The 24,233-nt window shown below is 69.0% G+C and carries 26 protein-coding genes; 15 read left to right on the top strand and 11 right to left on the bottom strand.

What is annotated here, in order from left to right:
* Positions 1-432, top strand: a complete 432-nt coding sequence (locus OG801_RS11355; RefSeq protein ID WP_160026760.1) for a Fur family transcriptional regulator — start codon at positions 1-3, stop codon at positions 430-432.
* Positions 429-1,388 (top strand): YgfZ/GcvT domain-containing protein, encoded by a 960-nt coding sequence (locus OG801_RS11350; RefSeq protein WP_406035781.1) that lies wholly within the window; start codon positions 429-431, stop codon positions 1,386-1,388. The genes OG801_RS11355 and OG801_RS11350 overlap by 4 nt, the downstream gene beginning before the upstream one ends.
* Here the strand turns inward: OG801_RS11350 and OG801_RS11345 are convergent, their stop codons facing one another.
* The 3 genes from OG801_RS11345 to OG801_RS11335 are packed head-to-tail and all read right to left on the bottom strand — an operon-like array spanning position 1,389 to position 3,946.
* Positions 1,389-2,360: an ADP-ribosylglycohydrolase family protein gene (locus OG801_RS11345; protein ID WP_406035780.1), complete on the bottom strand. Its 972-nt coding sequence runs from the start codon at positions 2,358-2,360 to the stop codon at positions 1,389-1,391.
* Positions 2,361-2,371: 11 nt separating this feature from the next.
* Entirely contained in the window at positions 2,372-3,190 is an 819-nt protein-coding gene (mshD, locus tag OG801_RS11340; protein ID WP_406035779.1) for a mycothiol synthase, read from the bottom strand.
* A 9-nt stretch (positions 3,191-3,199) separates the two neighbouring features.
* Positions 3,200-3,946, bottom strand: a complete 747-nt coding sequence (locus OG801_RS11335; RefSeq protein ID WP_355021531.1) for a response regulator transcription factor — start codon at positions 3,944-3,946, stop codon at positions 3,200-3,202.
* A 122-nt stretch (positions 3,947-4,068) separates the two neighbouring features.
* Between OG801_RS11335 and OG801_RS11330 the strand changes: the two genes are divergently transcribed.
* The 6 genes from OG801_RS11330 to OG801_RS11305 all read left to right on the top strand — a co-directional run bounded on the left by OG801_RS11330 (position 4,069) and on the right by OG801_RS11305 (position 7,682).
* Entirely contained in the window at positions 4,069-4,344 is a 276-nt protein-coding gene (locus tag OG801_RS11330) for a MoaD/ThiS family protein (RefSeq protein WP_355021530.1), read from the top strand.
* 43 nt (positions 4,345-4,387) lie between these two features.
* Positions 4,388-4,849, top strand: coding sequence for a thioredoxin family protein (locus OG801_RS11325; RefSeq protein WP_355021529.1), 462 nt, complete (start codon positions 4,388-4,390; stop codon positions 4,847-4,849).
* A gap of 241 nt (positions 4,850-5,090) precedes the next feature.
* Positions 5,091-5,552 (top strand): DUF4395 domain-containing protein, encoded by a 462-nt coding sequence (locus tag OG801_RS11320; protein WP_355021528.1) that lies wholly within the window; start codon positions 5,091-5,093, stop codon positions 5,550-5,552.
* A 37-nt stretch (positions 5,553-5,589) separates the two neighbouring features.
* A complete protein-coding gene (locus OG801_RS11315) occupies positions 5,590-6,438 on the top strand; it encodes a sulfurtransferase (protein WP_406035778.1) in 849 nt (282 codons plus the stop codon).
* 2 nt (positions 6,439-6,440) lie between these two features.
* Positions 6,441-6,740 carry a DUF1416 domain-containing protein gene (locus tag OG801_RS11310; protein ID WP_045549621.1) on the top strand — a complete coding sequence of 100 codons (300 nt, stop codon included), beginning with the start codon at positions 6,441-6,443 and terminating at the stop codon, positions 6,738-6,740.
* A gap of 117 nt (positions 6,741-6,857) precedes the next feature.
* The gene (locus OG801_RS11305; protein ID WP_355021526.1) at positions 6,858-7,682 is read left to right on the top strand and encodes a 3-keto-5-aminohexanoate cleavage protein; all 825 of its coding nucleotides are present in this window, start codon (positions 6,858-6,860) and stop codon (positions 7,680-7,682) included.
* A 35-nt stretch (positions 7,683-7,717) separates the two neighbouring features.
* Here the strand turns inward: OG801_RS11305 and OG801_RS11300 are convergent, their stop codons facing one another.
* Positions 7,718-8,317, bottom strand: a complete 600-nt coding sequence (locus tag OG801_RS11300; RefSeq protein ID WP_406035777.1) for a TetR family transcriptional regulator — start codon at positions 8,315-8,317, stop codon at positions 7,718-7,720.
* Positions 8,318-8,426: 109 nt separating this feature from the next.
* Between OG801_RS11300 and OG801_RS11295 the strand changes: the two genes are divergently transcribed.
* The gene (locus tag OG801_RS11295; RefSeq protein WP_406035776.1) at positions 8,427-9,578 is read left to right on the top strand and encodes an FAD-dependent oxidoreductase; all 1,152 of its coding nucleotides are present in this window, start codon (positions 8,427-8,429) and stop codon (positions 9,576-9,578) included.
* 355 nt (positions 9,579-9,933) lie between these two features.
* The gene (locus OG801_RS11290; RefSeq protein WP_406035775.1) at positions 9,934-11,970 is read left to right on the top strand and encodes a calcium-binding protein; all 2,037 of its coding nucleotides are present in this window, start codon (positions 9,934-9,936) and stop codon (positions 11,968-11,970) included.
* A 139-nt stretch (positions 11,971-12,109) separates the two neighbouring features.
* Here the strand turns inward: OG801_RS11290 and cysC are convergent, their stop codons facing one another.
* The 5 genes from cysC to OG801_RS11265 form a co-directional block, all read right to left on the bottom strand.
* Positions 12,110-13,318: an adenylyl-sulfate kinase gene (gene cysC / locus OG801_RS11285; protein ID WP_406035774.1), complete on the bottom strand. Its 1,209-nt coding sequence runs from the start codon at positions 13,316-13,318 to the stop codon at positions 12,110-12,112.
* A 218-nt stretch (positions 13,319-13,536) separates the two neighbouring features.
* Positions 13,537-14,787 carry a GTP-binding protein gene (locus OG801_RS11280; protein WP_355021524.1) on the bottom strand — a complete coding sequence of 417 codons (1,251 nt, stop codon included), beginning with the start codon at positions 14,785-14,787 and terminating at the stop codon, positions 13,537-13,539.
* Positions 14,787-15,701 (bottom strand): sulfate adenylyltransferase subunit CysD, encoded by a 915-nt coding sequence (cysD, locus tag OG801_RS11275; RefSeq protein ID WP_350660983.1) that lies wholly within the window; start codon positions 15,699-15,701, stop codon positions 14,787-14,789. Before cysD ends, OG801_RS11280 begins: the two co-directional genes overlap by 1 nt.
* Before the next feature lie 168 nt (positions 15,702-15,869).
* A complete protein-coding gene (locus OG801_RS11270) occupies positions 15,870-16,721 on the bottom strand; it encodes a HipA N-terminal domain-containing protein (protein ID WP_406035773.1) in 852 nt (283 codons plus the stop codon).
* The gene (locus tag OG801_RS11265; RefSeq protein WP_406035772.1) at positions 16,721-17,008 is read right to left on the bottom strand and encodes a helix-turn-helix transcriptional regulator; all 288 of its coding nucleotides are present in this window, start codon (positions 17,006-17,008) and stop codon (positions 16,721-16,723) included. The genes OG801_RS11270 and OG801_RS11265 overlap by 1 nt, the downstream gene beginning before the upstream one ends.
* 125 nt (positions 17,009-17,133) lie before the next feature.
* On the opposite strand from OG801_RS11265, the gene OG801_RS11260 reads away from it, so the two are divergent.
* Complete coding sequence (locus OG801_RS11260) at positions 17,134-18,264, top strand: nucleotide sugar dehydrogenase (protein ID WP_406036268.1); 1,131 nt, start codon at positions 17,134-17,136, stop codon at positions 18,262-18,264.
* A 141-nt stretch (positions 18,265-18,405) separates the two neighbouring features.
* On the top strand, positions 18,406-18,783 hold the full coding sequence (locus OG801_RS11255) for a phosphomannose isomerase type II C-terminal cupin domain (RefSeq protein WP_355021519.1): 378 nt from the start codon (positions 18,406-18,408) through the stop codon (positions 18,781-18,783).
* 6 nt (positions 18,784-18,789) lie between these two features.
* Here OG801_RS11255 and rfbA read toward each other — a convergent pair whose 3' ends face one another.
* Positions 18,790-19,662: a glucose-1-phosphate thymidylyltransferase RfbA gene (gene rfbA / locus OG801_RS11250; protein ID WP_355021518.1), complete on the bottom strand. Its 873-nt coding sequence runs from the start codon at positions 19,660-19,662 to the stop codon at positions 18,790-18,792.
* Positions 19,663-19,756: 94 nt separating this feature from the next.
* Between rfbA and rfbB the strand changes: the two genes are divergently transcribed.
* Together rfbB and OG801_RS11240 are read left to right on the top strand one after the other, a co-directional pair.
* Entirely contained in the window at positions 19,757-20,770 is a 1,014-nt protein-coding gene (gene rfbB, locus OG801_RS11245; RefSeq protein ID WP_406035771.1) for a dTDP-glucose 4,6-dehydratase, read from the top strand.
* 6 nt (positions 20,771-20,776) lie between these two features.
* A complete protein-coding gene (locus tag OG801_RS11240) occupies positions 20,777-22,159 on the top strand; it encodes a sugar nucleotide-binding protein (RefSeq protein ID WP_406035770.1) in 1,383 nt (460 codons plus the stop codon).
* Positions 22,160-22,202: 43 nt separating this feature from the next.
* On the opposite strand, the gene OG801_RS11235 is transcribed toward OG801_RS11240, so the two are convergent.
* Positions 22,203-23,138, bottom strand: a complete 936-nt coding sequence (locus OG801_RS11235) for a sulfite exporter TauE/SafE family protein (RefSeq protein ID WP_355021515.1) — start codon at positions 23,136-23,138, stop codon at positions 22,203-22,205.
* 28 nt (positions 23,139-23,166) lie between these two features.
* On the opposite strand from OG801_RS11235, the gene OG801_RS11230 reads away from it, so the two are divergent.
* The gene (locus tag OG801_RS11230; protein WP_406035769.1) at positions 23,167-24,123 is read left to right on the top strand and encodes an asparaginase; all 957 of its coding nucleotides are present in this window, start codon (positions 23,167-23,169) and stop codon (positions 24,121-24,123) included.
* Positions 24,124-24,233 lie beyond the last annotated feature (110 nt).

Raw genomic sequence — 24,233 nt, 5'->3', positions numbered from 1 at the left:
ATGACCGAGGCCGCTGAGGACTGGCGCGAGGCCCTTCGGGCGAAGGGCTATCGACTCACGCCCCAGCGCGAGCTGGTCCTCGGCGCCATCGAGCGGCTGCGGCACGCCACCCCCGAGGAGGTGCTCGCGGTCGTACGCGAGTCGTCCTCGGCGATCAACCTATCCACCGTCTACCGCAACCTCGAGGTGCTCGAGGAGCTGGGACTGGTGCGCCACGCCCACCTGGGCGAGCGGGCCTCGACCTACCACTCGGTCTCCGGCCGGCCACATTTTCATGCGGTTTGCAGGAAGTGTCAGAAGGTCACCAGTGTTGACCCCTCAGTGGCCGACGGAATCAGCGAGCGGCTGCGTGAGGAGTACGCCTTCGAGGTAGATGTCGCTCATCTGACCGTCTTCGGGGCGTGCGTCGACTGTTCTTCCGAGGAGCCATGATGACTGCCAGCCCGCTTCTGTCCCTGCCCGGTGCCGTCGCCGGCGACGGTGCCGACGCACCCGTCGCCGCGCACTACGGATCGTTCAACCTGGAGCAGCGGACGTTGGCCTCCGGTGAGGGATTCGTCGACCTCTCCCACCGTGACGTCCTACGGATCGCCGGTCCCGACCGGCTGACCTGGCTGCACTCGCTGACCTCGCAGGCCTTCGAGGGACTGGCGCCCGGGGTCTGGACCTCGGCCCTGATCCTGTCGCCGCAGGGACATGTCGAGCACTTCTTCTCTGGCGTCGACGACGGCTCCTCCTTCCTGGCGTGGACCGAGCCGGGGGCCGGTGAGGCTCTGGTCGCCTACCTGGAGCGGATGAAGTTCTGGTCGGACGTGACCGTGACGGCTGAGCCGTCACAGGCCTCCGTCTGGCGTCCCTCGCAGGGCTACTCTTTCGTCCCGCGCGAGTCCTTGGAGACGTACGCCGCTGCCGCGGGCCCCGCCTGCGGGTTCTGGGCGTTCGAGGCTCTCCGGATCGAGCGCGGTGAGCCGCGGTTCGGCGTGGACACCGATGCGCGCACGATCCCCAACGAGGTCGGCTGGGTGCCGGGTTCGGAAGAGACCGTCGGCCCGGAGTACGCGGTCCATCTCGACAAGGGCTGCTACCGCGGACAGGAGACGGTCGCCCGCGTCCACACGCTCGGCCGCCCGCCGCGGCGCCTGGTACTGCTCCACCTCGACGGTTCCGAGAACCGGCTGCCCGCTGCTGGGTCGGAGCTGGTCTTCGGTGAGAAGACGGTCGGTTTCGTCGGCTCGTCCGCTCGTCACCACGAGCTCGGTCCGATCGCGTTGGGGCTGGTCAAGCGCAACGTACCTGTGGACGCGCAGCTCGTCGTCGACGGGATGCCGGTGGCCCAGGAGATCCTCGTCGACCCCGAGATCGGCCTCCACATCCGCCCCCTGCGCTGATCAGCGCCGACCGGCAGCCACGGTGTCGAGGGCGAGAGTGGCGAGGGAGTCGCCGGGGATGCCGGGGTAGCCGTGGCTGAGCTTGCGCCACTCGGCGGGGATGGCGGTGGCGCCCCAGCGGGCACCGAGGAGGCCGCCGGCGATGGCCGCGACGGTGTCGGTGTCGTTGCCGATCCGGATGGCGGTGTCGAGCGCGTCGACGTAGTGGCTCGCGGGGTCTGCCTCGGGCACCGGGGTCTGGGCGATGGAGGACCAGGCGGCCTGCAGTGCGGTGACGACCCAGCCGTTGGGGTTGAAGGTCGCGGGCGGCGCGGTCTCGGCCTCGTCGAGCTTCTCGGTCCAGAAGGTGGCCTCGGCGGGGGAGAGGTGGGAGAGGCCGGAGCGTACGTCGAGCTCGCCGTGCATCACCGCGTGCTCGATCGCCAGGGACCACAGAACGCAACCGGACCGGGCGTGCTCGTCCCAGTGGGTCAGGGCGCTCACCGCGGCGGCTGCCTCGGCGACGGCCGGGCGGTCGCCGAGATAGCGGAGCGGGACCGGAGCGGTACGCATCAGGGAGCCGTTGCCTCCGGTGTGGCCGGTCGTCTCGTGCAGCTCCTCCGAGACCTGTTGCAGCTGCCCGGCGGTCGGTGCGGGGCCGGCGTTGTTGAGCACCCGGGCGGTCTGGTTGCCGATGTCCTTCGGGTCCGACTCCGCCCACGTCCGGAAGTTGCGGGCGACCGCAGTCAGCCCCTCCTGGGTACGCAGGTCGAGACCGCCCGCGGCGACGTCGAGGATGCACCACGCCATCGTCGTGTCGTCGGTCCACTCCCCGGGCGCGAACGGGCCGAGCCCGCCGCCGAGCATCTGCGCGCTCTCGTCCGCGCCGAGCCGAGCCGAGTCGAACTCGTAGTGAGCCCCGAGCGCATCCGCCACGGCGGTTCCGACGATGGCCCCGACGGCCCGGTCACTCTGAGATTCGGTCAGCTTCACGCGACCAGAGACTAGTGGCGCGTGTACTGCACGTGCGTGTCCGCCGCGGCACGGGTGAAACCGAGGCCTTCGTAGAGGCGTACGGCGGGGGTGTTGTCGCCCTCGACATAGAGATGGATCCGCTCGACGCCGACAGCAGCCAGGTGGTTCAGCCCGAGGAGGGTGACCAGCTTGCCGAGGCCGCGGCCCTGCGCGGCGGGATCGACACCGACGACGTAGACCTCGCCCTCGGTCTCGCTGTGGCGCTTGGTCCAGTGGAACGCCAGGAGTTTCTCGCCCTCCCACGCGGTGACCAGCCCCGACGGGTCGAACCACGACTCCGCCATCCGCTCCCGCAGACCGGCCTCGTCCAGCGATCCCTGCTCGGGGTGGTGCGCGAAGGCGGCGGCGTTGACCCGAAGCAGCTCGGCCTCGTCGCCGGGCTCGAAGCCGCGTACGACGATGCCGTCGGGAGTCTCCGGAGCCGGCGGCAGACCGGCGACAGGGCGACGCATGACCCACAGCTCACGGGTGCGCTCCCAACCTTGTGTGGCGGCCAGCCGGGCAGCCGCCGGGTTGTCGCCGTGCGACCACGCCGTCGCCCCGGCCGAAAGCGATGGCGCCCGGAGCAGCAGCTGACGCCCCAGACCCACTCCACGATGCTGGGTCAACACCACTAGCGCCAGCTCGGTGCCGATCAGAAGCCCGAAGCCGCGTACGTCCCCCCAGATCGTGGCGTCCTCCGGACGGTTGCGCAGCGTCAGGAGGGTCGCCTCGTCGAGCGGCGCCACGCCGTCGTACGCCTCGGTCGCCTTCGCGATGGCCAGGACCTGATCGACGGTGAGTGCCATAGGAGCAGCCTAGGCGTCGGCCCCCAGGCGAGGAGACGGGGTCAGCCGGGCGCCGTCGGCGGCGGCCTCGTTGTTCTTCGACGGCAGCACGAAGCGGTAGCCGACGTTGCGGACGGTGCCGATGAGGGTCTCGTTCTCCGGGCCGAGCTTGGCGCGCAGGCGACGTACGTGGACGTCGACGGTGCGGGTGCCGCCGAAGTAGTCGTAGCCCCACACCTCCTGCAGCAGCTGCTGGCGCGAGAAGACGCGGCCCGGGTGCTGGGCGAGGAACTTCAGGAGCTCGAACTCCTTGAAGGTCAGGTCGAGCGGGCGACCGCCGATCTTGGCGGTGTAGGTGGCGTCGTCGACGACGACCTCGCCGGAGCGGATGACGTGGGCCTCGGGGTCGGAGGCCTCGCGGGCCGCCGAGATCCGGCCGATCGCGAGCTTGATCCGGGCCTCGAGCTCGGCCGGGCCGCAGGTGTGCAGCACGACGTCGTCCATGCCCCAGTCGTGGGCGACGACGGCGAGGCCGCCCTCGGTGGCGATCAGCAGAACGGGGATGTCGGTGCCGGTCGTGCGGATCAGACGACACAGGTCACGGGCCTGGGCGAGGTCCTGCCGGCCGTCTACGAGCAGCAGGTCGGAGTCGGGCGCCTCGAGAAGCGCGCTACCTTCAGCAGGAAGGATCTTCACCTGATGGCCGAGGAGCGAGAGCCCGGGCAGGACATCTGTCGAAGGCTGGAGCGAACTGGTCAACAACAGAAGCGAGCTCATGGGGGGTGCCTCTCGGTCAGAGAAAGAGGAGCACCGAAACGCAACATTGAGCCTCGGTGAGGTGATCGTTGCACCATATTAACGAAACCTCACGGTGACATAGGAAGGATGTCCACGAGAAAGTGACGAATGTTATAGAGGTCCGCTACTGGGCCGCGGCCAAGTCAGCGGCCGGGACTCCGTCCGACCGGTTCGAGGTCGACGGCCCGTTGACGCTGGCAGAAGTCGTACGCCGCGCCGCGGAGCTGCACGCCGATACCCGCCTCCCCGAGGTCCTGAAGGTCTGCTCGGCACTCATCGGCGACCGTCCGGTCGGATCCCAGGATCCGAGTGCGGTCGAGGTCGAGCCGGGCGCGACCGTCGAGTTCCTCCCACCCTTCGCCGGCGGCTCGGAATGAGGTCGGCGGAAATAATCCACCGCGGACCGGGGTTGTGCCCCTCGTGAGCACCGGAGCCTGGATTGCCGTCGTCGCGATTGCCGCCGCCCTCGCCTTCGGCCTGTTCCGGATGCTCAGTGACGGCCGCTTCCGAGGCACGAAGGAGCTCCATGTGACTCACGAGGATCACCCACCCGAGCCGCACGCCTGGGACGCGGTCACCGACGCACTGGGTGAGACCGAGCTCGGCGCGCGCGCGACCCTCGTGCAGTTCTCCAGCGCCTTCTGCGCGCCGTGCCGGGCGACCCGGCGGATCCTGGGCGAGGTCGCGGAGATCGTCCCGGGCGTGGTGCACGTCGAGATCGACGCCGAGCACCACCTCGACCTGGTGCGCCGGCTCGACATCATGCGTACGCCGACGACCCTGGTGATCGACGGCGCCGGCAACGAGATCGCACGTGCCTCCGGTGCTCCGCGCAAGGAGCAGGTCCTGAGTGCGATTCCGACAGTGAATCTCGAATCCTGACACGCTCGTCCGTATGTCGAGACATTCGTTTCGTGGCCGTCGAGCATCGCGCTACTGTCATCGCATGTTCTCGACCATGCTGACCAAGCGCCGCGCAGTGGATCACTGCCGCGTGCGCTCGGCGCTGTGTCGTTCCTGCCGCTGATTCCCTGAGATTGTCGACCGAGTCGACCCTGGGGATCGCTTTCGCCTGTCAGGCTCGTCCTGACGACCTTTCCTCCACTCTCGCAGGAGCACACCTATGTCCGAGACCTCAGGCCAGACGGCGACACAGACCGGAATCGACCCTCGTGGCCCGCAGTTCGCTGCGGCGCTGACCGTTGTCGTACTCCTCCTGGCTCTGCTGCTCCCGCAGCCATGGGCTCTGGTGGTGACGGCCATCCAGACCGTGCTCTTCGCGATCGGGGCGGGTCTCGGCGTTCAGCGGACCCCACACGCCTGGCTCTTCAAGAAGTTCGTACGTCCCCGCCTCGGCGCCCCGGACGAGCTCGAGGACCCGGCACCGCCCCGGTTCGCCCAGGGCGTAGGCCTCGCCTTCGTGCTGGTCGCGCTCGTGGGCTTCCTGGTCGGCGCCACGCTCGTGGCGCAGATCGCCCTCGGCCTCGCGCTGGTCGCGGCCGTGCTCAATGCCGTCTTCAAGTTCTGCCTCGGCTGCGAGCTCTACCTGCTGATCAGGCGCTTGGGTGTCATCCCATCCGCCTGACCCCTGAACGCAAGAAACACCAACGAAAGGTACCTAGATGACCCGCGAGAACTCCCTCGTCTCCGCCCAGTGGGTGGAGGAGCACCTCGATGACCCGAAGGTGGTGCTGATCGAGGTCGACGAAGACACCACCGCCTACGACAAGGGCCACATCAAGGGTGCGATCAAGCTCGACTGGACCACCGACCTGCAGGACCAGGTGCGCCGCGACTTCGTCAGCAAGGACCAGTTCTCCGCACTGCTCTCCGAGCGTGGCGTCTCCAACGACGACACTGTGGTGCTCTATGGCGGCAACAACAACTGGTTCGCCGCGTACGCCTTCTGGTACTTCAAGCTCTACGGCCACCAGGACGTCAAGCTCCTCGATGGCGGCCGCAAGAAGTGGGAGCTCGACTCCCGCGAGCTGACCGACGAGACCGTCACCCGTGAGGCGGCCAGCTACACCGCCAAGGACCAGGACCTCTCGATCCGCGCCTTCCGCGACGAGACCGTCGAGGCCATCGGCGTCAAGAACCTTGTCGACGTCCGTAGCCCCGACGAGTACGCGGGCCGCCTGCTCGCCCCGGCCCACCTGCCGCAGGAGCAGGCCCAGCGTGCCGGCCACGTGCCGACCTCGATCAACGTGCCGTGGAGCAAGGCGGCCAACGACGACGGCACCTTCAGGTCCGACGACGAGCTGCGCGAGATCTACGGTGAGGCCGGCCTCGACGACAGCAAGGACACCATCGCCCTGTGCCGGATCGGTGAGCGCTCCTCGCACACCTGGTTCGTGCTCAAGGAGTTGCTCGGTCACCAGAACGTGAAGAACTACGACGGTTCGTGGACCGAGTACGGCTCGCTCGTCGGCGTGCCCGTGGCCCTTGGTGACGAGCCCGGGGAGGCCTGAGCATGTGCGGAGCAACTGAGGGCGGGCTCTCGCTCGCCGGCGTCGATGTCGCCAAGGAAGCAGTCATCCAGGGTCAGGTGACCCGCGGTGGCGAGCCGGTCCACGGTGCGTACGTGCGCCTGCTCGACCGCACCGGCGAGTTCACCGCCGAGGTGCCCACCTCGGCCACCGGTCACTTCCGGTTCTTCGCCGGCGACGGCGAGTGGACGCTGCGTACGCTCGCGCCGAAGGCGGAGCCCGTGGACAAGAAGGTCCACGCCGCGGTCGGCAATGTCGCCGAGGTGACGATCCCGATCGGCTGACGATCCCTGACGTGGGAGCCCCGGTGTCACTGGTTGACGCCGGGGCTCCCACGTCGTTTTGCCATCATGCGGCGGAGATATTGCGGCGGATCGCTTGAATCGCGCTAGATTGTCCGGGTGACTGGACTGCTTGTGACCGTGGCCCCGACCGGCGCGGAGACCGCGAAGGAAGACTGCCCGCAGCTGCCGACGACGCTGGAGGAGCTGGTGGCGACGGCCGTCGAGTGCGAGGAGGCGGGGGCGCGGATGATCCACGTCCACATCCGCGATGACGACCATGCGCCGACGCTCGACATGGGGCGGCTGACCGACACGGTCGACGCGCTCCACGAGAAGACCGAGCTGATCGTGCAGCTCTCCACAGGCGGCTCGGTCCACGACCCGCTGGACAAGCGGCTGAAGGTGCTCGACGCCGGACCGGACTCGTGCTCGCTGACGATGGGCACGACCAACTTCGGCGACGACGTCTTCTCCAACCCGTGGCCGTTCATCGCCGAGCTCTACCAGCTCACCCAGGAGCGTGGCGTGGTGCCGGAGTTCGAGCTCTTCGACCTGGGACACGTCGCCGCGCTGCAGCGGCTGCTGGGGAAGTACGGGCTGCCCGCGGGCGGCAAGGTCCACGTCGACTTCGTCATGGGCGTGCCCGGTGGCATGCCCGGCACCTCGGCCGCGCTGGTCGCCGGCGTCGCCGCGCTGCCGGACGAGGTGACCTCGTGGTCGGCGACCGGCATCGGCCGCTCGACCCTCCCGGTCATGCTCACCTCGCTGGCCATGGGCGGGCACCTGCGGGTCGGGATGGAGGACGTGCTCACCCTCGCCAAGGGGGTCCCGGTCGACGCCAATCGCCAGCTCGTCGAGCGCGCCGTCGAGGCCGCGGCCGTCGCCCAGCGCGAGCCGATGAGCACGGACGAGGCCTGGGCGCTACTCGGCCTCAAGCGCTAGGCACTCCTGACCGAGACCCGCGCCGAGTCGGCTCGTTACGACGAGCCGATTCGGCGCGGGTTTTCGTCAGTTTGAGCCGACTCGGCGGTGAGATAGCGGTCGATCGTCGGGGCCACCCAGTTGACGATCTCATCGGGGTCCATCTCGACGATCGGCGGGAGATGGAGTACGTAGCGGCCCAGCGCAATGCCGAGGAGCTGGGTGGCAACGAGGGCTGCCCGGCGCGCGGCCTGCGCCGGATCGGGGCACAGGGGAGCGACGGCGGCGGCGACCTGGGCGGCGAAGATGCTTCGCATCTGCTCTGCAGCCTGGGGGTCCGAGGCGGCCCGGCGGAGCAGGGCCATCAGGGTGCCCTCGGAGTCCCAGGTGCGTACGAAATGGGCGGTCATCACGCGTCCGACCTCGCCCTCCGGAGTCGTGGAGAGATCCGGGAGTGCCAAGTCGATCGAGGCGGCGACCTTGAAGAGCTCCTCCTTGCTGCCGAAGTAGCGCATCACCATCGAGGGGTCGATCTGCGCCTCCGAGGCGATGGCGCGGATGGTGGTGCGGTCGTATCCCTGGCGCGCGAAGTGCTCGCGCGCGACGGCGAGGATGCGCTCGCGGGTCTCGGCTCCGGATCGGCGGGTGTCGGTCATGCCAACAAGTGTAGGCCAACACCCGTTGACGTCAATGGCGACGGCGCGCAACTTGGTCAACATCAGTTGGCCAACAAGTGTTGGCATCCGAAAGAGCAAGGAGCGCATCATGTCCACCATCACCACTGATGTCCTCGTCGTCGGCGCCGGCCCCACCGGGCTGGCCGTGGCGACCAAGCTGGCTGCGGCCGGCATCGACGTCACCGTCATCGACAACCAGGCAGCCGGGGACAACACCTCCCGGGCCGCGGTTGTCCACGCCCGCACCCTGGAGGTCCTCGCCGACCTCGGCGTCTCCGGGCGCCTGGTCGAGGAGGGCATCGAGGCGCCGCGCTTCACCATCCGCGACCGCGACAAGGTTCTGGTGCCGATCCGCTTCGACGACCTCCCCAGCGAGTTCCCCTACGCCCTGATGGTCTCCCAGGCGGTCACCGAGCGGGTCCTCCTCGAGCGCCTCACCGAGCTCGGCGGTCACGTACGCCGACCGCTCACCCTCGTCGACCTCGTCCAGGACGACACCGGCGTCACGGCCACCACCGAGGACGGCACCGAGATCCGGGCGCGCTACCTCGTCGGCGCCGACGGGATGCACTCCACCGTGCGCGACAGGGCCGGGATCGGCTTCCCGGGAGGCAAGTACGCCGAGTCGTTCAGCCTCGCCGACGTACGCATCGACGGGGACCTGCCGCACGACGAGGTCATCCTCTACTTCTCGCCCGAGGGCACCCTGGTCGCCGCGCCCCTGCCCGACGGCTCGTTCCGGTTCGTCGCCCCGGTCGACGAGGCGCCGGCCGAGCCCGACGTCGACTACGTCCAGGGTCTCCTCGACCGCCGCGGGGGCGTCAAGAGTCCGGTCAAGGTCACCGAGGTCCTGTGGGGATCGCGGTTCCGGGTCCACCACCGCGTCGCCGACGCCTATCGCGCGGGCCGGGTGCTGATCGCGGGCGACGCGGCCCACGTGCACAGCCCCGCCGGCGGCCAGGGCATGAACACCGGGCTCCAGGACGCGGTCGTGCTCGGGGATGCCCTCGTCGCCACGATCATCGACGGTGACGACGCCGCACTCGACGACTACGCCTCCCGCCGCCGGCCGGTCGCCGAGGAGGTCATCGCGCTCTCCGACCGCCTGACCCGGTTCGGCATCGCGCAGGGGGTCCGGCGCAGCGTACGGAACCTGGTGCTGTCCACGCTCGCGAAGCTCCCGCGCTTCCGTCGGATGCTCGCCTGGCGCCTGTCCGGGCTGGTCTACCGCGACCGCTGAGCGCGGAGCTCAGGCGAGGTCGAGGTAGCCGGCCTAGCGCAGGCCGGCGATGACGTCCTCCAATGCCTCGTCGATGGAGTGGCCGGTGGTGTCGACACGTGCGTCGGCGTCGGCCGGCTCGTCGTACGGAGACGAGATCCCGGTGAACTCCGGGCCGCCACGTCGAGCGGGCTTTGCGGGCCGCCGAGGCCGCGCAGCGGGTGCCGTTGAGTCGGGACGAGGCCTCCGCGCTCATGGGGCTCGGGGGTTAACGAGTCGCCCCGCTGGCCGAGCGTTTCCGGATCAGGGACATACGGGCGTGCCCGCCGGGGTATGTTTGCGAAACCTACGCCCGCCGCACACGAAGAAGCCATTCATGATCCGACGCTGGTCTCCGTACGCCGCGAGTGTGCTTCTCGCTGCCGCCGCCCTCGCCTGGAACGTCCCCGCGTCGGCCCAGTCGGTCCCGACGTGCGATGGCTCCATTGTCACCGTGAACCTCGCGACCGGCGACGCGCCGACGGAGGGTGATGATGTGATCCTCGGTACCGCCGAGGCGGAGGTGATCGATGGGCGCGAAGGTGACGACATCGTCTGCGGTGGCGACGGAGCGGACACACTCAGGGGAGGTCCAGGGAACGACAAGATCTTCGGTGGTGCCGGCGACGACCGGAGCCGCGACGGTGGCGGCAACGACCATGTCGACCTCGGCTCCGGAAAGGACCAGGTTAGCTACCAGGACGCGACTGCGGGCGTCAGTGTCGCGCTGTCGAGCACGGCCGTGCAGAACACTGGTGGTGGCGGGGCGGACCGTCTGGTCGGTGTCGAGGACATCCTCGGTACCTCGTACGAGGACGTCCTGACGGCATCACCCGCAGGATCGGACATCGACGGACGTGGGGGCGCGGACGTAGTCTACAGCGGCATCGGATACGACCGCTTCCACGCTCGCGAAGGCCTCGTCCTCTCCTACGAGCGGGCCACCGCGGCGGCTCATGTCGAGGGCGGCAGATCGGACCCGACGGTCTGGGTCGAGGGTGAGGAGGCCGACGCGATCGTTCCGATGACCGTCCAGGACCGGATCAGCCTTGCCGGCACAAGGTTGGTTTTGACGCCCTACGGCGACCACGTGAACGCCGGCGCCTTCTGTGACGTCGACGCCAGGGGCGGTGCCGATGTGGTGTTCAGCACCGCGACCAGCCTCTTGGGTGGCTCGTGGTCCTGTCCCGCCGGGACGACGGTGAGGGCCGGCGACGGCGATGACCGCCTCGAGATCTCGTGGCGACCCGACCTGAGCACCACCCTGCCCGTGATCGACACGTTCGACGGTGGCAGTGGCCAGGACTCGGTCGACTTCTCCAGGTCCGATCGGGCCGTCACCTACAACGCAGGTGACGGCACGCGCACATATGGTGACCAGAGGATCACCACCATCAGCGCTGAAGGGATCGTCGGCTCGGCGTACGCCGACGTGCTCACCGGCGACGCCCGGAACAATCGGATCGCCGGCGAACTGGGCAACGACAGGATCTCCGGCGGCGCGGGTGACGACACGATCCTCGGCAATGGTCGCCTGAATGCTGCCAACGACAATGACGTCCTCTCCGGAGATGCCGGAGCTGACATGATCGTCGGCGACGGCGGTACTGACACCGTGAGCTATGCGACAGCGACCGGTGCCGTACGGGCGAGCCTTTCCGGGGCGACCGGAGCCGCAGGAACCGACACGATCCGCGGCGTCGAGAACCTGACTGGCAGTGGCCATGCCGACGTACTGAGCGGAAACTCGGCATCGAACGTGATCAACGGCGGCGGAGGCAACGACGCTCTCGCCGGAGGCGGCCAGGACGACCGCCTGATCGGCGGTTCCGGGACGGACACAGCGTCCTATGCGACAGCGTCGGCCGGCGTCACCGCCACCCTCTCCAAAGTACAGGTGAGCGACGGCACCGACACGTTGTCCCAGGTTGAGAACCTGACCGGCAGTAGGTATGCCGACATCCTCGTCGGCAGTTCGGGCGCAAATGTGCTGCTCGGTGGCGCCGGGAACGACCGGATCCGACCCGGCCTCGGCAACGACCGTGTCGATGGTGGCAGCGGGTTCGACATCGTCTCGTACGCCGCTGTCGCCCGTGCGGTCAACGTCTCACTTGCGCGCACGACCGCTCAGAGCACAGGTGGAGCAGGCACAGAGACGCTCCGTGGCGTAGAAGGGCTCGTCGGCACATCCAGTGCCGACGCGCTCACCGGCAACGCCGCCGCCAATCGGCTCGAGGGCGGCCCAGGATACGACCGGCTCTACGGAGCCGCCGGCCCGGACCGCATCTACGGGGGCACGGGTCGGGATTATGGCGACGGTGGCCGGGGCCGTGACTGGTCGACGTCGGTCGAGCGGCGGGTCCGTATTCCCTAAGATTTCACCCGAACATCCGGCGGTCGGTCGGAGATGTCGCGGCGCGAGCGTCGGGCGTCGCGCTCGTTGATGCTCGATCAGGTTGCTCGCCGGCCTATTTCGCTGAGGTTCTGCGCGGCGGCTACGCACCCTGGAGGGACTACTGCCCAGGGACGCTCTCGAGGTCGAGGTAGCCGGCTTTCTTCAGCCCGGTGAGCACGTCCCCGAGGGCGTCCTCGATCGAGCGGCCGGTGGTGTCGACGCGTACGTCGGCGTCGGCCGGCTCCTCGTAGGGCGATGAGATCCCGGTGAACTCCGGGATCTCGCCGCGACGGGCCTTGGCGTAGAGGCCCTTGCGGTCGCGCCGCTCGCACTCCTCCAGCGGCGTGGCCACGTGCACCAGGAAGAAAGCGCCACCGGCGTCGGCGACGTAGCCGCGTACGTCCTGGCGGGTCGAGTCGAACGGCGCGATGGGGGAACAGACGGCGAGGCCGCCGTGGCGGGAGATCTCGGCGGCCACCCAGCCGATCCGGCGGATGTTGGTCTCCCGGTCCTCCTTGGAGAAGGTCAGCCCGGCCGACAGGTTGCGGCGCACGACATCGCCGTCGAGCGAGGTGACCGTGCGTGCGCCCTGCTCGAGGATCCGGTCCATCAGCGCGCGAGCGAGGGTGGACTTGCCGGAGCCGGACAGGCCGGTGAAGAAGATGACCAGGCCCTGGTCCTCGGGCGTGGGTTGGTCGAAGTCGATGACCGCGGCGATGTCATCGGGGTAGTCGTCGGAGGCGAGGGTGGCCAGCGCGTGGACCGCATCCCCGCCCGCGTACGCAGCCACGACAGCCACGCCGAGCGCATGGTCGGCCTCGGGGTCGTCGTGAGCAGCCAGCGGTACCGCGACGACGGCCGCATCGGGCAGGGCGTCGGCGGCCAGCAGGGACGCGCGCAGCAGCGCGACGGGCGAGAGTGCCGGGGTGCCATGCCCGACCAGAGCAAGCAGCAGCACCGGCCCGAGGGTCGCGATCTCCGCGATCTCGGCGGTGGTGAGCGCGTCGGTGACCGGGACGACCGTCCGCCCGGCGTACGCCTTCCGGGTCTGTGACGGGGTCAGGTGGAGCCGCCGGAACGGACCGTAGGCGGGGGAGGAGAGCCCGGTGACCTCGCCGGTAGGCCAGGTGACGCGCGCCAGGGGGAGCCCCTCGGGGTCCACGAGCTCGACCGCGCCAGCCTCGGCGGCGGCTACCTCGATCGCGGCCGGCAGGTGCAGGGTCAGGGCCGATCCGTCTGTGTTGAGCGGCCCGGGAAGGGCTCCGGAGACGATCAGCTCGACATCGTCGAGCTCACGGGGCGAGGGAGAGTACTGCGGCACAGGCACGCCCCGAACTCTAACGTCGGGTCGCGGGGTAGCTGGCACTGCTCTCGCGGACTGTCGCGGCGGCAGAATCCCGCCATGGCGGGAATTTGCGCGCCGGTCGCGGACGGCCGGGCCGCATTTTCCCGCCATGGCGGGAAAATGCCCCGCCCAGCCCCAGAATGCCGAAGCGGCGACCCCCGCAAGGGAGCCGCCGCTTCATACGAGCCGAATAGAGCTGATCAGTCGTTGATCATGCCCGCGCCGACGGTGACGCCGGTCGCCTCGTCGATGAGGATGAAGGAGCCGGTGGTGCGGTTCTTCGAGTAGGGGTCGCACAGCAGCGGCTTGGTGGTGCGCAGCTGAACGCGGCCGATCTCGTTGAGGCCGAGCTCCTTGGTCTCCAGGTCGCGGTGGAGGCTGTTGACGTCCAGGCGGTACTGGATGTCCTTGACCAGCGCTCGCGCCGAGTTGGAGGTGTGCTTGATGGCCAGCTTCTGCCGCGGACGCAGCGGAGCGTTGGTCATCCAGCAGATCATCGCGTCGATGTCCTGGCTCGGCTCGGGGGCGTTCTTGACCCGCGAGATCATGTCGCCGCGGCTCACGTCGACGTCGTCCTCGAGCCGGACGGTCACCGACATCGGCGGGAACGCCTCGGGGATCTCCTTGTCGAAAAGGTCGATCCCGGCGATCTTGCTGGTCATCCCGGAGGGAAGCACCATGACCTCGTCGCCCGGCTTGAGTACGCCACCGGCGACCTGGCCCGCGTAGCCGCGGTAGTCGTGGTGGTCGTCGGACTTCGGCCGGATGACGTACTGCACCGGAAGGCGTACGTCGACCAGGTCGCGGTCGGAGGCGACGTGGACGTGCTCGAGGTGATGGATCAGCGTCGGGCCGGAGTACCAGTCCATGCTGGTGGAGCGGGTCACCACGTTGTCGCCCTGGAGCGCCGAGATCGGGATGACCTCGAGGTCCGGGATGTTCAGCTTGGTCGCGAACGCGGTGAACTCGGCCGAGATCTTGTTGTAGACCTCCTGGGAGTAGTCCACGAGGTCCATCTTGTTGATGCACAGGACCAGGTGGGGCACTCGCAGCAGCGAGAGCAGCACCGCGTGACGGCGCGACTGCTCGGTCAGGCCGTGACGAGCGTCGACGAGCACCAGGCCGAGGTCGGCGGTGGAGGCACCGGTGACCATGTTGCGCGTGTACTGCACGTGGCCAGGGGTGTCGGCGATGATGAACTTGCGGTTGGGCGTCGCGAAGTAGCGGTAGGCCACGTCGATGGTGATGCCCTGCTCGCGCTCGGACCGCAGTCCGTCGGTCAGCAGCGACAGGTCGACGTAGCCGTGGCCCTTGTCCTGCGAGGTCTTCTCGACCGACTCGAGCTGGTCGGTGAAGATCGACTTCGAGTCGAACAGCAGCCGCCCGATGAGGGTGGACTTGCCGTCGTCGACCGAACCGGCGGTGGCGAACCGCAGAAGGTCCATGGCCATCAGAAGTAACCTTCCTTCTTGCGGTCCTCCATGGCAGCCTCGGAGAACCGGTCGTCACCGCGGGTCGCGCCTCGCTCGGTGACCCGGGCGGCGGCGACCTCCTCGATGATCTCGGGGATCGTGGATGCGGTCGACTCGACGCAGCCGGTCAGCGTCATGTCGCCGCAGGTGCGGTAGCGGACCGTACGCTCGGTGACGACCTCGCCCTCGCGCAGCGGGTTGAGCGGGGTCTCGGTCAGCAGCATGCCGTCGCGCTCGAAGACGCGACGCTGGTGGGCGAAGTAGACCTGCGGGATCTCGATGCCTTCGCGGCCGATGTAGTCCCAGATGTCGAGCTCGGTCCAGTTGGAGATCGGGAAGATCCGCATGTGCTCGCCCTCGTGCAGGCGGCCGTTGTAGAGCGACCAGAGCTCGGGGCGCTGCATCTTGGGGTCCCACTGGCCGAACTCGTCGCGGTGGGAGTAGACGCGCTCTTTGGCGCGGGCCTTCTCCTCGTCGCGGCGACCGCCACCGAAGGCGGCGGTGAAGCCGTTCTCCTCGATCGCGTTCAGCAGGGTGGGGGTCTGGAGCCGGTTGCGCGAGGTCTTGCCGTCGTCGACGACGATGCCGCGCGCGATGGCGTCATCGATGCTCGCGATCACCAGGCGTACGCCCAGACGGCTGACCCAGCGGTCACGGGTCTCGGCGACCTCGGGGAAGTCGAGGCCGTTGTCGATCTGGAGGACCGGGAACGGGATCTTGGCAGGGAAGAAAGCCTTCTCCGCAAGTCGCAGCATCACGATGCTGTCCTTGCCTCCCGAGAACATCAGGACAGGCTTCTCGAACTCGGCCGCGGCCTCGCGGAAGATGTGGATCGACTCGGCTTCCAGCTGGTCGAGCTGGCTGAGCCGGTAGTCGGCGTGTGTTGCAGTCATTACGGAACCAGAGGACCTCTCCGTCAGGTTGAGGCGCCCATGCTAGTGGCGGCTTCCACGGCACGGCGAAATGTCCCATCCCCGCGTGGGCAGGAATCCGAGTGTACGCAGGCGACGGGCCATGTCCGGAAGCGCCACCCGCACGGTGAGATGGCCGGCGTGACGTGGTCAGCGCCGCGGTGCCACGGCGACCCGTTTCCCGGCCAGCAGGAAGGCGATCCTGTCGACGTCATCGCCCGGAGACGGCGTCAGGTCGAGGCGCCGGAACAGGTCGCGTACGCCGCCGGGGTCGATGTCCTCGCCGGGCCGAAGAGCCAGCGCCTGCCGGATCGTCTCGGCGTGGGAGCGCCGGCCGCCGAGCCGGTCCCAGCGCTCCGCGACGAGCGCCGCCTGCGCGCCGAAGGTGACCAGCTCGGTGCGGGTGGCGGGGATCCCGTCCGAGCGCGCCCGGCCCAGGTCGGCGATCCTCGCGGAGGCCTCCTCGGGTGTCGTCGGCCGCAGGATGTGCGTCGAAGGATGCTCGTACGTCGGCCAGAACCACTTGCCCGAGGCCCGCCGCAGCGCGAACTTCCCCTGGTGACCACCGAGGGAGAACCGGGGCCTGGCCCGCTGGTCGAGCCACGAGGTGGGCTGGTTGCGCAGCGCCGCGAGCCGGGTCGTGATCTCGGGCAGCGGCGCCTCGACGGGGTGCGGCGCCCGGCGCCAGGGCAGGTCCGGGTCGGTCGAGAGCGAGACCGCGCCGGGGAGATCGTCGCCGTAGGAGGCGAGCAGCGTCATCGGCTCGGTGTCGGGCAGCCCTCGCTCGCGCGCCCATCTGCGGCGTACGTCCTCGCGGGCGGGGAGCAGGTTGTCCAGCCAGGCGCGGGCGGCCCCCGGGACGAGCGCCGGGCCGGTGCGGGGGAGGGAGAGGGAGATCGGCGTCGGTCCGGCGGTCTCGGCGTAGGTGAATTCGATCCGGTCGCCGACCTGACGGAAGGTGCCCATCCGACGGCGGCCGGCGAAGGCGTACAGCTCTGGCATCAGGGGTCGGTCAGACAGTGGGCCAGGACGGCGTCGAGGTCGACGTCCTCCAGGGGCGGGGCGATCGGGGAGAGCTGCGTGGGGGCGAGGTAGACGTCGAGGACCTCCAGCAGCGCGAGAGCCTTGCCGAGCTCGGCGCGCGGGTGGCCGGACTCGACGTCGACCACGAACCGCCGGCCGACCCCGGCCCGGTGGGCCAGGTCGCTCTGGGTGAGGCCGGCGCGGCGCCGGGCGGAGCGCACGGCCGACCCGAAGGCGGCCGGTGAGGTCAGGTACGGCGACGGCACGATGAACACTTTACGCGATGTTCCCGTACGGGAACATCATCGCGACAGTTCCTGTGACCTGCCTCAAACCGCTGCTTACAGTGCCGAACATGAAGATCACCGTTGTCGGCGTGGGCTATGTCGGGATGTCGCTCGCCGTCCTGCTCGCCCAGAAGCACGAGGTCGTCGTGCTGGACATCTCCCAGGAGCGGGTCGACCTGGTCAACGCGGCCAGGACCCCGATCGAGGACGCCGAGATCACCAGCTTCCTGGCCACCAAGGAGCTCGGCCTGCGCGCGACCCTCGACAAGGAGGACGCCTACGCGGATGCCGCGTACGTCATCGTCGCCACCCCGACGAACTACGACGAGGCCTCGAACTACTTCGACACCTCCACCGTCGACAGCGTGATCGCCGACGCGGTGACCTACGCGCCGGAGGCGGCGATCGTGGTGAAGTCGACCATCCCGGTCGGCTACATCACGGCCAAGCGCGAGCAGCACCCCGAGACGACGCTCTTCTTCAGCCCCGAGTTCCTTCGCGAGGGCAAGGCGCTCCACGACAACCTGCACCCCTCCCGCATCGTCGTCGGCGACGACTCCCCGGCCGCGAAGGGCTTCGCCGAGCTGCTGCTCGAGGGCTCGCTCGAGCCCGACGTACCCGTGCTGATGACCGGTGCCACCGAGGCGGAGGCGATCAAGCTGTTCGCCAACACCTACCTGGCGCTGCGGGTCGCCTACTTCAACGAGCTGGACACCTACGCCGCCACCCACGGCCTCAACACGCCCCAGATCATCGAGGGCGTCGGCCTGGACCCCCGGATCGGGTCGCACTACAACAACCCGAGCTTCGGCTACGGCGGCTACTGCCTCCCCAAGGACACCAGGCAGCTGCAGGCCAACTACCAGAACGTCCCGCAGAACCTCATCTCGGCGATCGTCGAGGCCAACACCACGCGCAAGGACTTCGTCGCCACCGACATCCTGCGGCGCGAGCCGAAGGTGGTCGGCGTCTACCGGCTGATCATGAAGTCCGGCTCGGACAACTTCCGCGAGTCCTCGATCCAGGGCGTGATGAAGCGGATCAAGGCCAAGGGCGTCGAGGTGGTCATCTACGAGCCTGAGCTCGACGAGCCGGAGTTCTTCCACTCCGAGATCATCAAGGACCTCGACGAGTTCAAGCAGCGGGCCGACGTGATCATCGCCAACCGGCGCACCGACGTGCTCGCCGATGTCGCCGACAAGGTCTACACACGCGACATCTACGGGCGCGACTGACGCCCTCCGGCGGAAGTGTTCTGCTCCCGTGGGCGACCTGCGGGTAACGGACCGGTGAACATCGGTTCGCAATGAACCGTGCGCGGATGCGTACAGTTATGGTCGCGTCTTCTGTTCAGTGTCTAGGAATGAGGCAACATCATGGCTGGTGACTCCGAGACCCGCCCCTGGGGTTCGTGGCACGTCATCGACATCGGTCCGGGCTACAAGGTCAAGCGGATCGAGGTGCTGCCCAACAGCCGCCTCTCCTACCAGACCCACACCCACCGCTCCGAGCACTGGGTGGTCATCTACGGCAAGGCCACCTGCATCATCGACGGCGTGACCACCATCGCCGGCCCGGGCGAGTCCGTCGACGTCGCCGTCGGCCAGGCCCACCGGATCTGCAACGAGACCGCCGAGCCGCTCTCGATCATCGAGGTCCAGCGCGGTGGCTACACCGGCGAGGACGACATCGTCCGCCTCGAGGACGACTTCGGCCGCGCCGAGCAGACGGCCGCGGTCGCGGCGGAGGCCTGATTCGGCCTAGGCCAGCAGCCCGAGCAGATACTTCCCGTAGCCGCTCTTCAGCAGCGGCTGGGCGAGCTCGGAGAGCTCCTCGTCGGAGAGCCAGCCCTGGCGCCAGGCGACCTCTTCGGGGGCGCCGATCTTGGTGCCCTGGCGGTGCTCGATGGCGCGGATGAAGTTGGCGGCCTCGTTGAGGTCCTCGAGGGTGCCGGTGTCGAGCCAGGCGGTGCCGCGCGGCAGCACCTCGACCGAGAGGGTGCCGGCCTCGAGGTAGATCCGGTTGAGGTCGGTGATCTCGAGCTCGCCGCGAGCGGACGGCTGGAGGTTGCGGGCGTGCCCGATGACCGAGCTGTCGTAGAAGTAGAGGCCGGGGACGGCGTACGGGCTCTTGGGCTTCTCCGGCTTCTCCTCCAAGGAGATGGCCTTGCGGTTCTCGTCGAACTCGACGACGCCGTAGGCGCGCGGGTCGGCGACGCGGTAGCCGAAGACGGCGCCGCCGGTGATCGTCTTGAAGCGGGCCAGTTGGGTGCCGAGGCCGGGGCCGTAGAAGATGTTGTCGCCCAGGACGAGGCCGACACCGTCCTCGGACTCATCGAGGAAGCCGACGTCGGCGCCGATCGTGAACGCCTGGGCGAGGCCGTCGGGGGAGGGCTGCTCGGCGTAGCTGATGTTGACGCCGAGATGGCTGCCGTCACCGAGGAGCCGGTGGAAGCCGGAGGCCTCGTGGGGCGTCGTGATCACCAGGATGTCCCGGATCCCGGCCAGCATCAGCGTGGTCAGCGGGTAGTAGATCATCGGCTTGTCGTAGATCGGCATCAGCTGCTTGCTGATCGCGAGAGTGATCGGGTGCAGACGTGAGCCGGTGCCTCCGGCGAGGATGATCCCCTTCATGATCAGTTGATCCTACGGATGTTCACCCCACGTTCTAGGGAACCCACCGGGGCGAGGCGACCACCGGGTGGTTAATTCTGCCTACGATGAACCGGTGAGACGGATTCTTGTGACAGGTGGGGCCGGGTTCATCGGCTCCAACTTCGTGCACCACCTCGTGGCCAACACCGATGCGTACGTGACGGTGCTCGACAAGCTGACCTATGCCTCCTCGGAGGCATCGCTGGCGGGGCTCCCGGAGGATCGGGTGAAGCTCGTGGTCGGCGACATCGCGGACGCCGCGGTCGTCGAGCCACTGGTGGCGGAGTCGGATGCGGTCGTGCACTACGCGGCGGAGTCGCACAACGACAACTCCCTCTCGGACCCGGCTCCGTTCGTCCAGACCAACATCGTCGGCACCTTCGTGCTCCTCGAGGCGGTCCGTCGCCACGACGTTCGTTTCCACCACGTCTCCACCGACGAGGTCTACGGCGACCTCCCTCTGGTCGATGAGGTGGGCGCTGACCCGAAGCGGTTCACCGAGAACACCCCCTACCAGCCGTCTTCGCCCTACTCGGCCACCAAGGCCGGCTCCGACCACCTCGTCCGCGCCTGGGTGCGCTCCTTCGGCGTACGCGCGACGATCTCCAACTGCTCCAACAACTACGGCCCCTGGCAGCACGTCGAGAAGTTCATCCCGCGTCAGATCACCGAGGTGATCGAGGGGCGCCGGCCGCGCGTCTACGGCGACGGCCTCAACGTGCGCGACTGGATTCACACCGACGACCACTCCTCGGCGGTCTGGACGATCCTGGAGAAGGGCCGGATCGGGGAGACGTACCTGATCGGTGCCGACGGCGAGAAGTCCAACGTCGACGTCGTCCGCGCGATCCTGCGTCATTTCGGGCGTCCCGATGACGACATCGAGTGGGTCACCGACCGGGCCGGCCACGACCGTCGCTACGCCATCGAGTCCGGCAAGCTGCGCAGCGAGCTCGGCTGGGAGCCGAAGTACCAGGACTTCGACAAGGGCCTGGCCGCGACGATCGCCTGGTACCAGGAGAACGAGGCCTGGTGGTCGCCGCTGAAGCACGAGACCGAAGCCAAGTACGCCGCGAAGGGGCAGTGATTCTCGGTGGCTGAGCTTCGCGTCGACGAGACGCCCATTCCGGGTCTGCTGGTCGTCCACCTGCCCCTGCACGGCGATGCCCGCGGCTGGTTCAAGGAGAACTGGCAGCGCGAGAAGATGGTGGAGCTGGGGCTCCCCGACTTCGGGCCGGTGCAGAACAACATGTCCTTCAACGCCTCCCGTGGCGCGACCCGAGGCATCCACACCGAGCCGTGGGACAAGTTCGTCTCCGTCGCGTGCGGGCGGGTGTTCGCGGCGTGGGTCGACATGCGTGAGGGGTCGTCCTTCGGGACGACCTTCTCGATCGAGGTCGGCCCGGAGACCGCGGTCTTCGTGCCGCGCGGGGTCGGCAACTCCTACCAGGCGCTGGAGGACCGCACCGTCTACTCCTACCTGGTCAACGACCACTGGCGTCCCGGGTTCGCCTACCCGGCGCTCAACCTCGCCGACGAGACCGCCGCGATCGCCTGGCCGATCCCGCTGGACTCCGCCGAGATCTCCGAGAAGGACAGGGCCAACCCGCGCCTGGCCGAGATCACCCCGATGAAGCCGAAGAAGACGCTGATCATCGGCGCCAACGGCCAGCTCGGCCGGGCCCTCGTGTCGGTCTTCCCGGACGCGGACGCGGTCGACCTCGACGAGCTCGACATCTCCGACGAGAAGGCGGTCGCGGCCTGGCCGTGGCCCGACTACCAGCTCATCCTCAACGCGGCCGCCTACACCGCCGTCGATGTCGCCGAGACCGCCGACGGCCGGCGCACCGCCTGGGCCGCCAACGCGACCGCCCCGGCGCTGCTGGCCCGGGTCGCGACCGAGCACCGGCTGACCGTGGTGCACTACTCCACCGAGTACGTCTTCGACGGCACCGCCACCGAGCACACCGAGGACGAGCCGGTCTCGCCTCTCGGCGTCTACGCCCAGTCCAAGGCCGCCGGCGACATCGCGGTCGCGGGCACCTCGCGTCACTACATCCTGCGCACCTCCTGGGTCGTCGGCGATGGCAAGAACTTCGTACGCACCATGGCGGCTCTCGCCGAGAAGGGCGTCTCGCCCACCGTGGTCGACGACCAGATCGGCCGACTCACCTTCACCGACACCCTCGCCGCGGCCACCGCTCACCTGCTGCGGTCCGGGGCTGCGTACGGGGTCTACAACTGCACCAACGCCGGTGACCCGTGCTCGTGGCGCGACGTCGCCGCCGAGGTGTTCTCGCTGTCGGGGCGTGACCGGGCCGATGTGGGCGCCACCTCGACCAAGGCCTACTTCGCGGGCAAGGAGGGCGTCGCGCCGCGACCGTTGAACTCGGTGATGTCCCTCGACAAGCTCACCGCCACCGGCTTCGAGCCCGAGGACCACCTCGACGCGCTACGCCGCTACCTGAAGGCCTGATCGCCGAGTCGGCTCGTCATGACGAGCCGACTCGGCGATCAGGCTATTTGTCCGAACGCTCCGGCAGCCGCCAGGCGGCGGCGTTGTTGTCGAAGGCCTCCAGGCCGCGCGACTGGCGGATGAAGCCCCACAGGAGCGGGCCGAGGAGCAGCATCGCGCCGCCGAGAAGCAGCAGGAAGGTGGCGTCGGCGCCGAGCATCTTGGCGCCCGAGAGCGTCAGCATGATGACGATGCCGCGCCGGATGACCGACTGCGAGACCCAGCGCGCCATCCGCGAGCCGAGGAACGTGCCGGGGGTGCCGCCGAGGATGAGTGGGATCAGCACCGCCCAGTCGACGCCGTGGTTGAGCACCTGGCCGATCGCGGCGGCCAGGACGAGCGGCACCGCCTGGAGCAGGTCGGTGCCGACCAGCTTCACCGCGGAGAGGGTCGGGTAGACCAGCAGCAGCGCGATCATGATGACCGAGCCGGAGCCGACCGAGGTGATGCCGACCAGCAGACCGCCGAGGGCGCCGATGACGATGGTGAGCAGCGGCTTCAGGCGGGGATCTTCCTCGGGAGCCTCGTTGCCGCCGGTGACCAGGCGCAGCTGCAGGTACATCCGGAACATGTAGGACGCCGCCGCGAACAGCAGGGCCCCACCGAGGACGAGCTTGAGGAAGTGGTCGGTGTCGCCCGGCGCCAGCTTGTGGACGAAGGTGCCCAGGAACGCGCACGGCACCGAGCCGATGATCAGGTACGTCGCCAGCTTGATGTTGGGCGAGCCGTGGCGCCAGTGCACCGCGGCGCCGACCGACTTGTTGACCGAGGCGGCGACGAGGTCGTTGGCGACCGCGGTCGTCGGGGGCACCCCGAGGAAGATCAGCGCCGGCGTCATCAGGGCGCCACCGCCCATGCCTGTCAGCCCGACGACGATGCCGATGCCGAAGCTGACCACGAGCACGCTGAGCGCTTCTTGGGTGAGGAGGTCGGCGAACACGGGGCAACTCTCACATAGTCTCGCCCCCATGCCAGCACCTGTGCCGTTCGCCGAGATCATCCGCTCCGACTTCGTCGAGGGACACCACTACGGATCCGCCGTCTCCCTGGCGCCCGACGGCACCGTGAGCTGGTCGCTCGGGGACGTCGACTCGCCGATCCTGCCTCGCTCCTCGAACAAGCCGGTCCAGGCCCTCGCGATGGTGATCCTCGGCCTCGACCTGCCGCCCGACCTGCTCGCCCTCGCCTGCGCCTCCCACTCGGGCGAGGCGTTCCACCAGGAAGGCGTACGCCGCATCCTCGCCACCGTGGGCCTGGACGAGTCCGCGCTCGGCAACATCGAGGACTACCCGTTCGGCGTCGAGGCGCGGGAGGAGGCGCTCCGTCGCGGCGAGCCGAAGACCCGACTGGCGATGAACTGCTCCGGCAAGCACGCCGCGATGCTCGCCACCTGCGTCGCGGCCGGCTGGTCGCTGGAGGGCTATCTGGACCCGAAGCACCCGCTCCAGGTGGGGATCCAGGAGGTGCTCGAGGCGTGCACCGGCGAGGCGGCGTACGCCACTGTCGACGGCTGCGGGGCACCGGCCCTGTCCACCTCGCTGACCGGGCTGGCGCGAGCGTTCTCGACGATCGGCTCGGCGGTCGACGGTCCGGGCGCGCGGGTCGCCGAGGCGATCCGGTCCCACCCCGGGTACGTCTCGGGCACGACGCGCGACGAGGTCGCGCTGCACCGGGCCGTACCCGGGCTGATCGGCAAGCTGGGTGCCGAGGCCGTCTATGCCGTCGCGCTTCCCGACGGCCGCGCGTGGGCGCTGAAGGCCGACGACGGCGGTGACCGGGCGCGGGCGGCGGTGATGGCCGCCGCCTTGCTGCGGGACGGGGTCGGGGACCTGGACGGGGTCGACGCCGACGCGTTGCGGGCGACCGGGGACGCGCCGATCCTCGGCGGTGGGCGCCGGGTGGGGGAGATCCGCGCGCTTCTGTGAGTTGCTAGCGGCATGCTAGCGAGGCGCGAGTGCCGTGGCTCCGGGTGTTTTCGCCGGTTGATGAGGCAATTAGTGGGTGATGTGTGTCACTTCGGTTGCCCAGGGCTTGT

Source organism: Nocardioides sp. NBC_00163, assembly GCF_045206295.1.
In the GTDB taxonomy this organism is placed as follows: domain Bacteria; phylum Actinomycetota; class Actinomycetes; order Propionibacteriales; family Nocardioidaceae; genus Nocardioides.
This window is presented reverse-complemented; position numbering and strand designations above follow the sequence as displayed.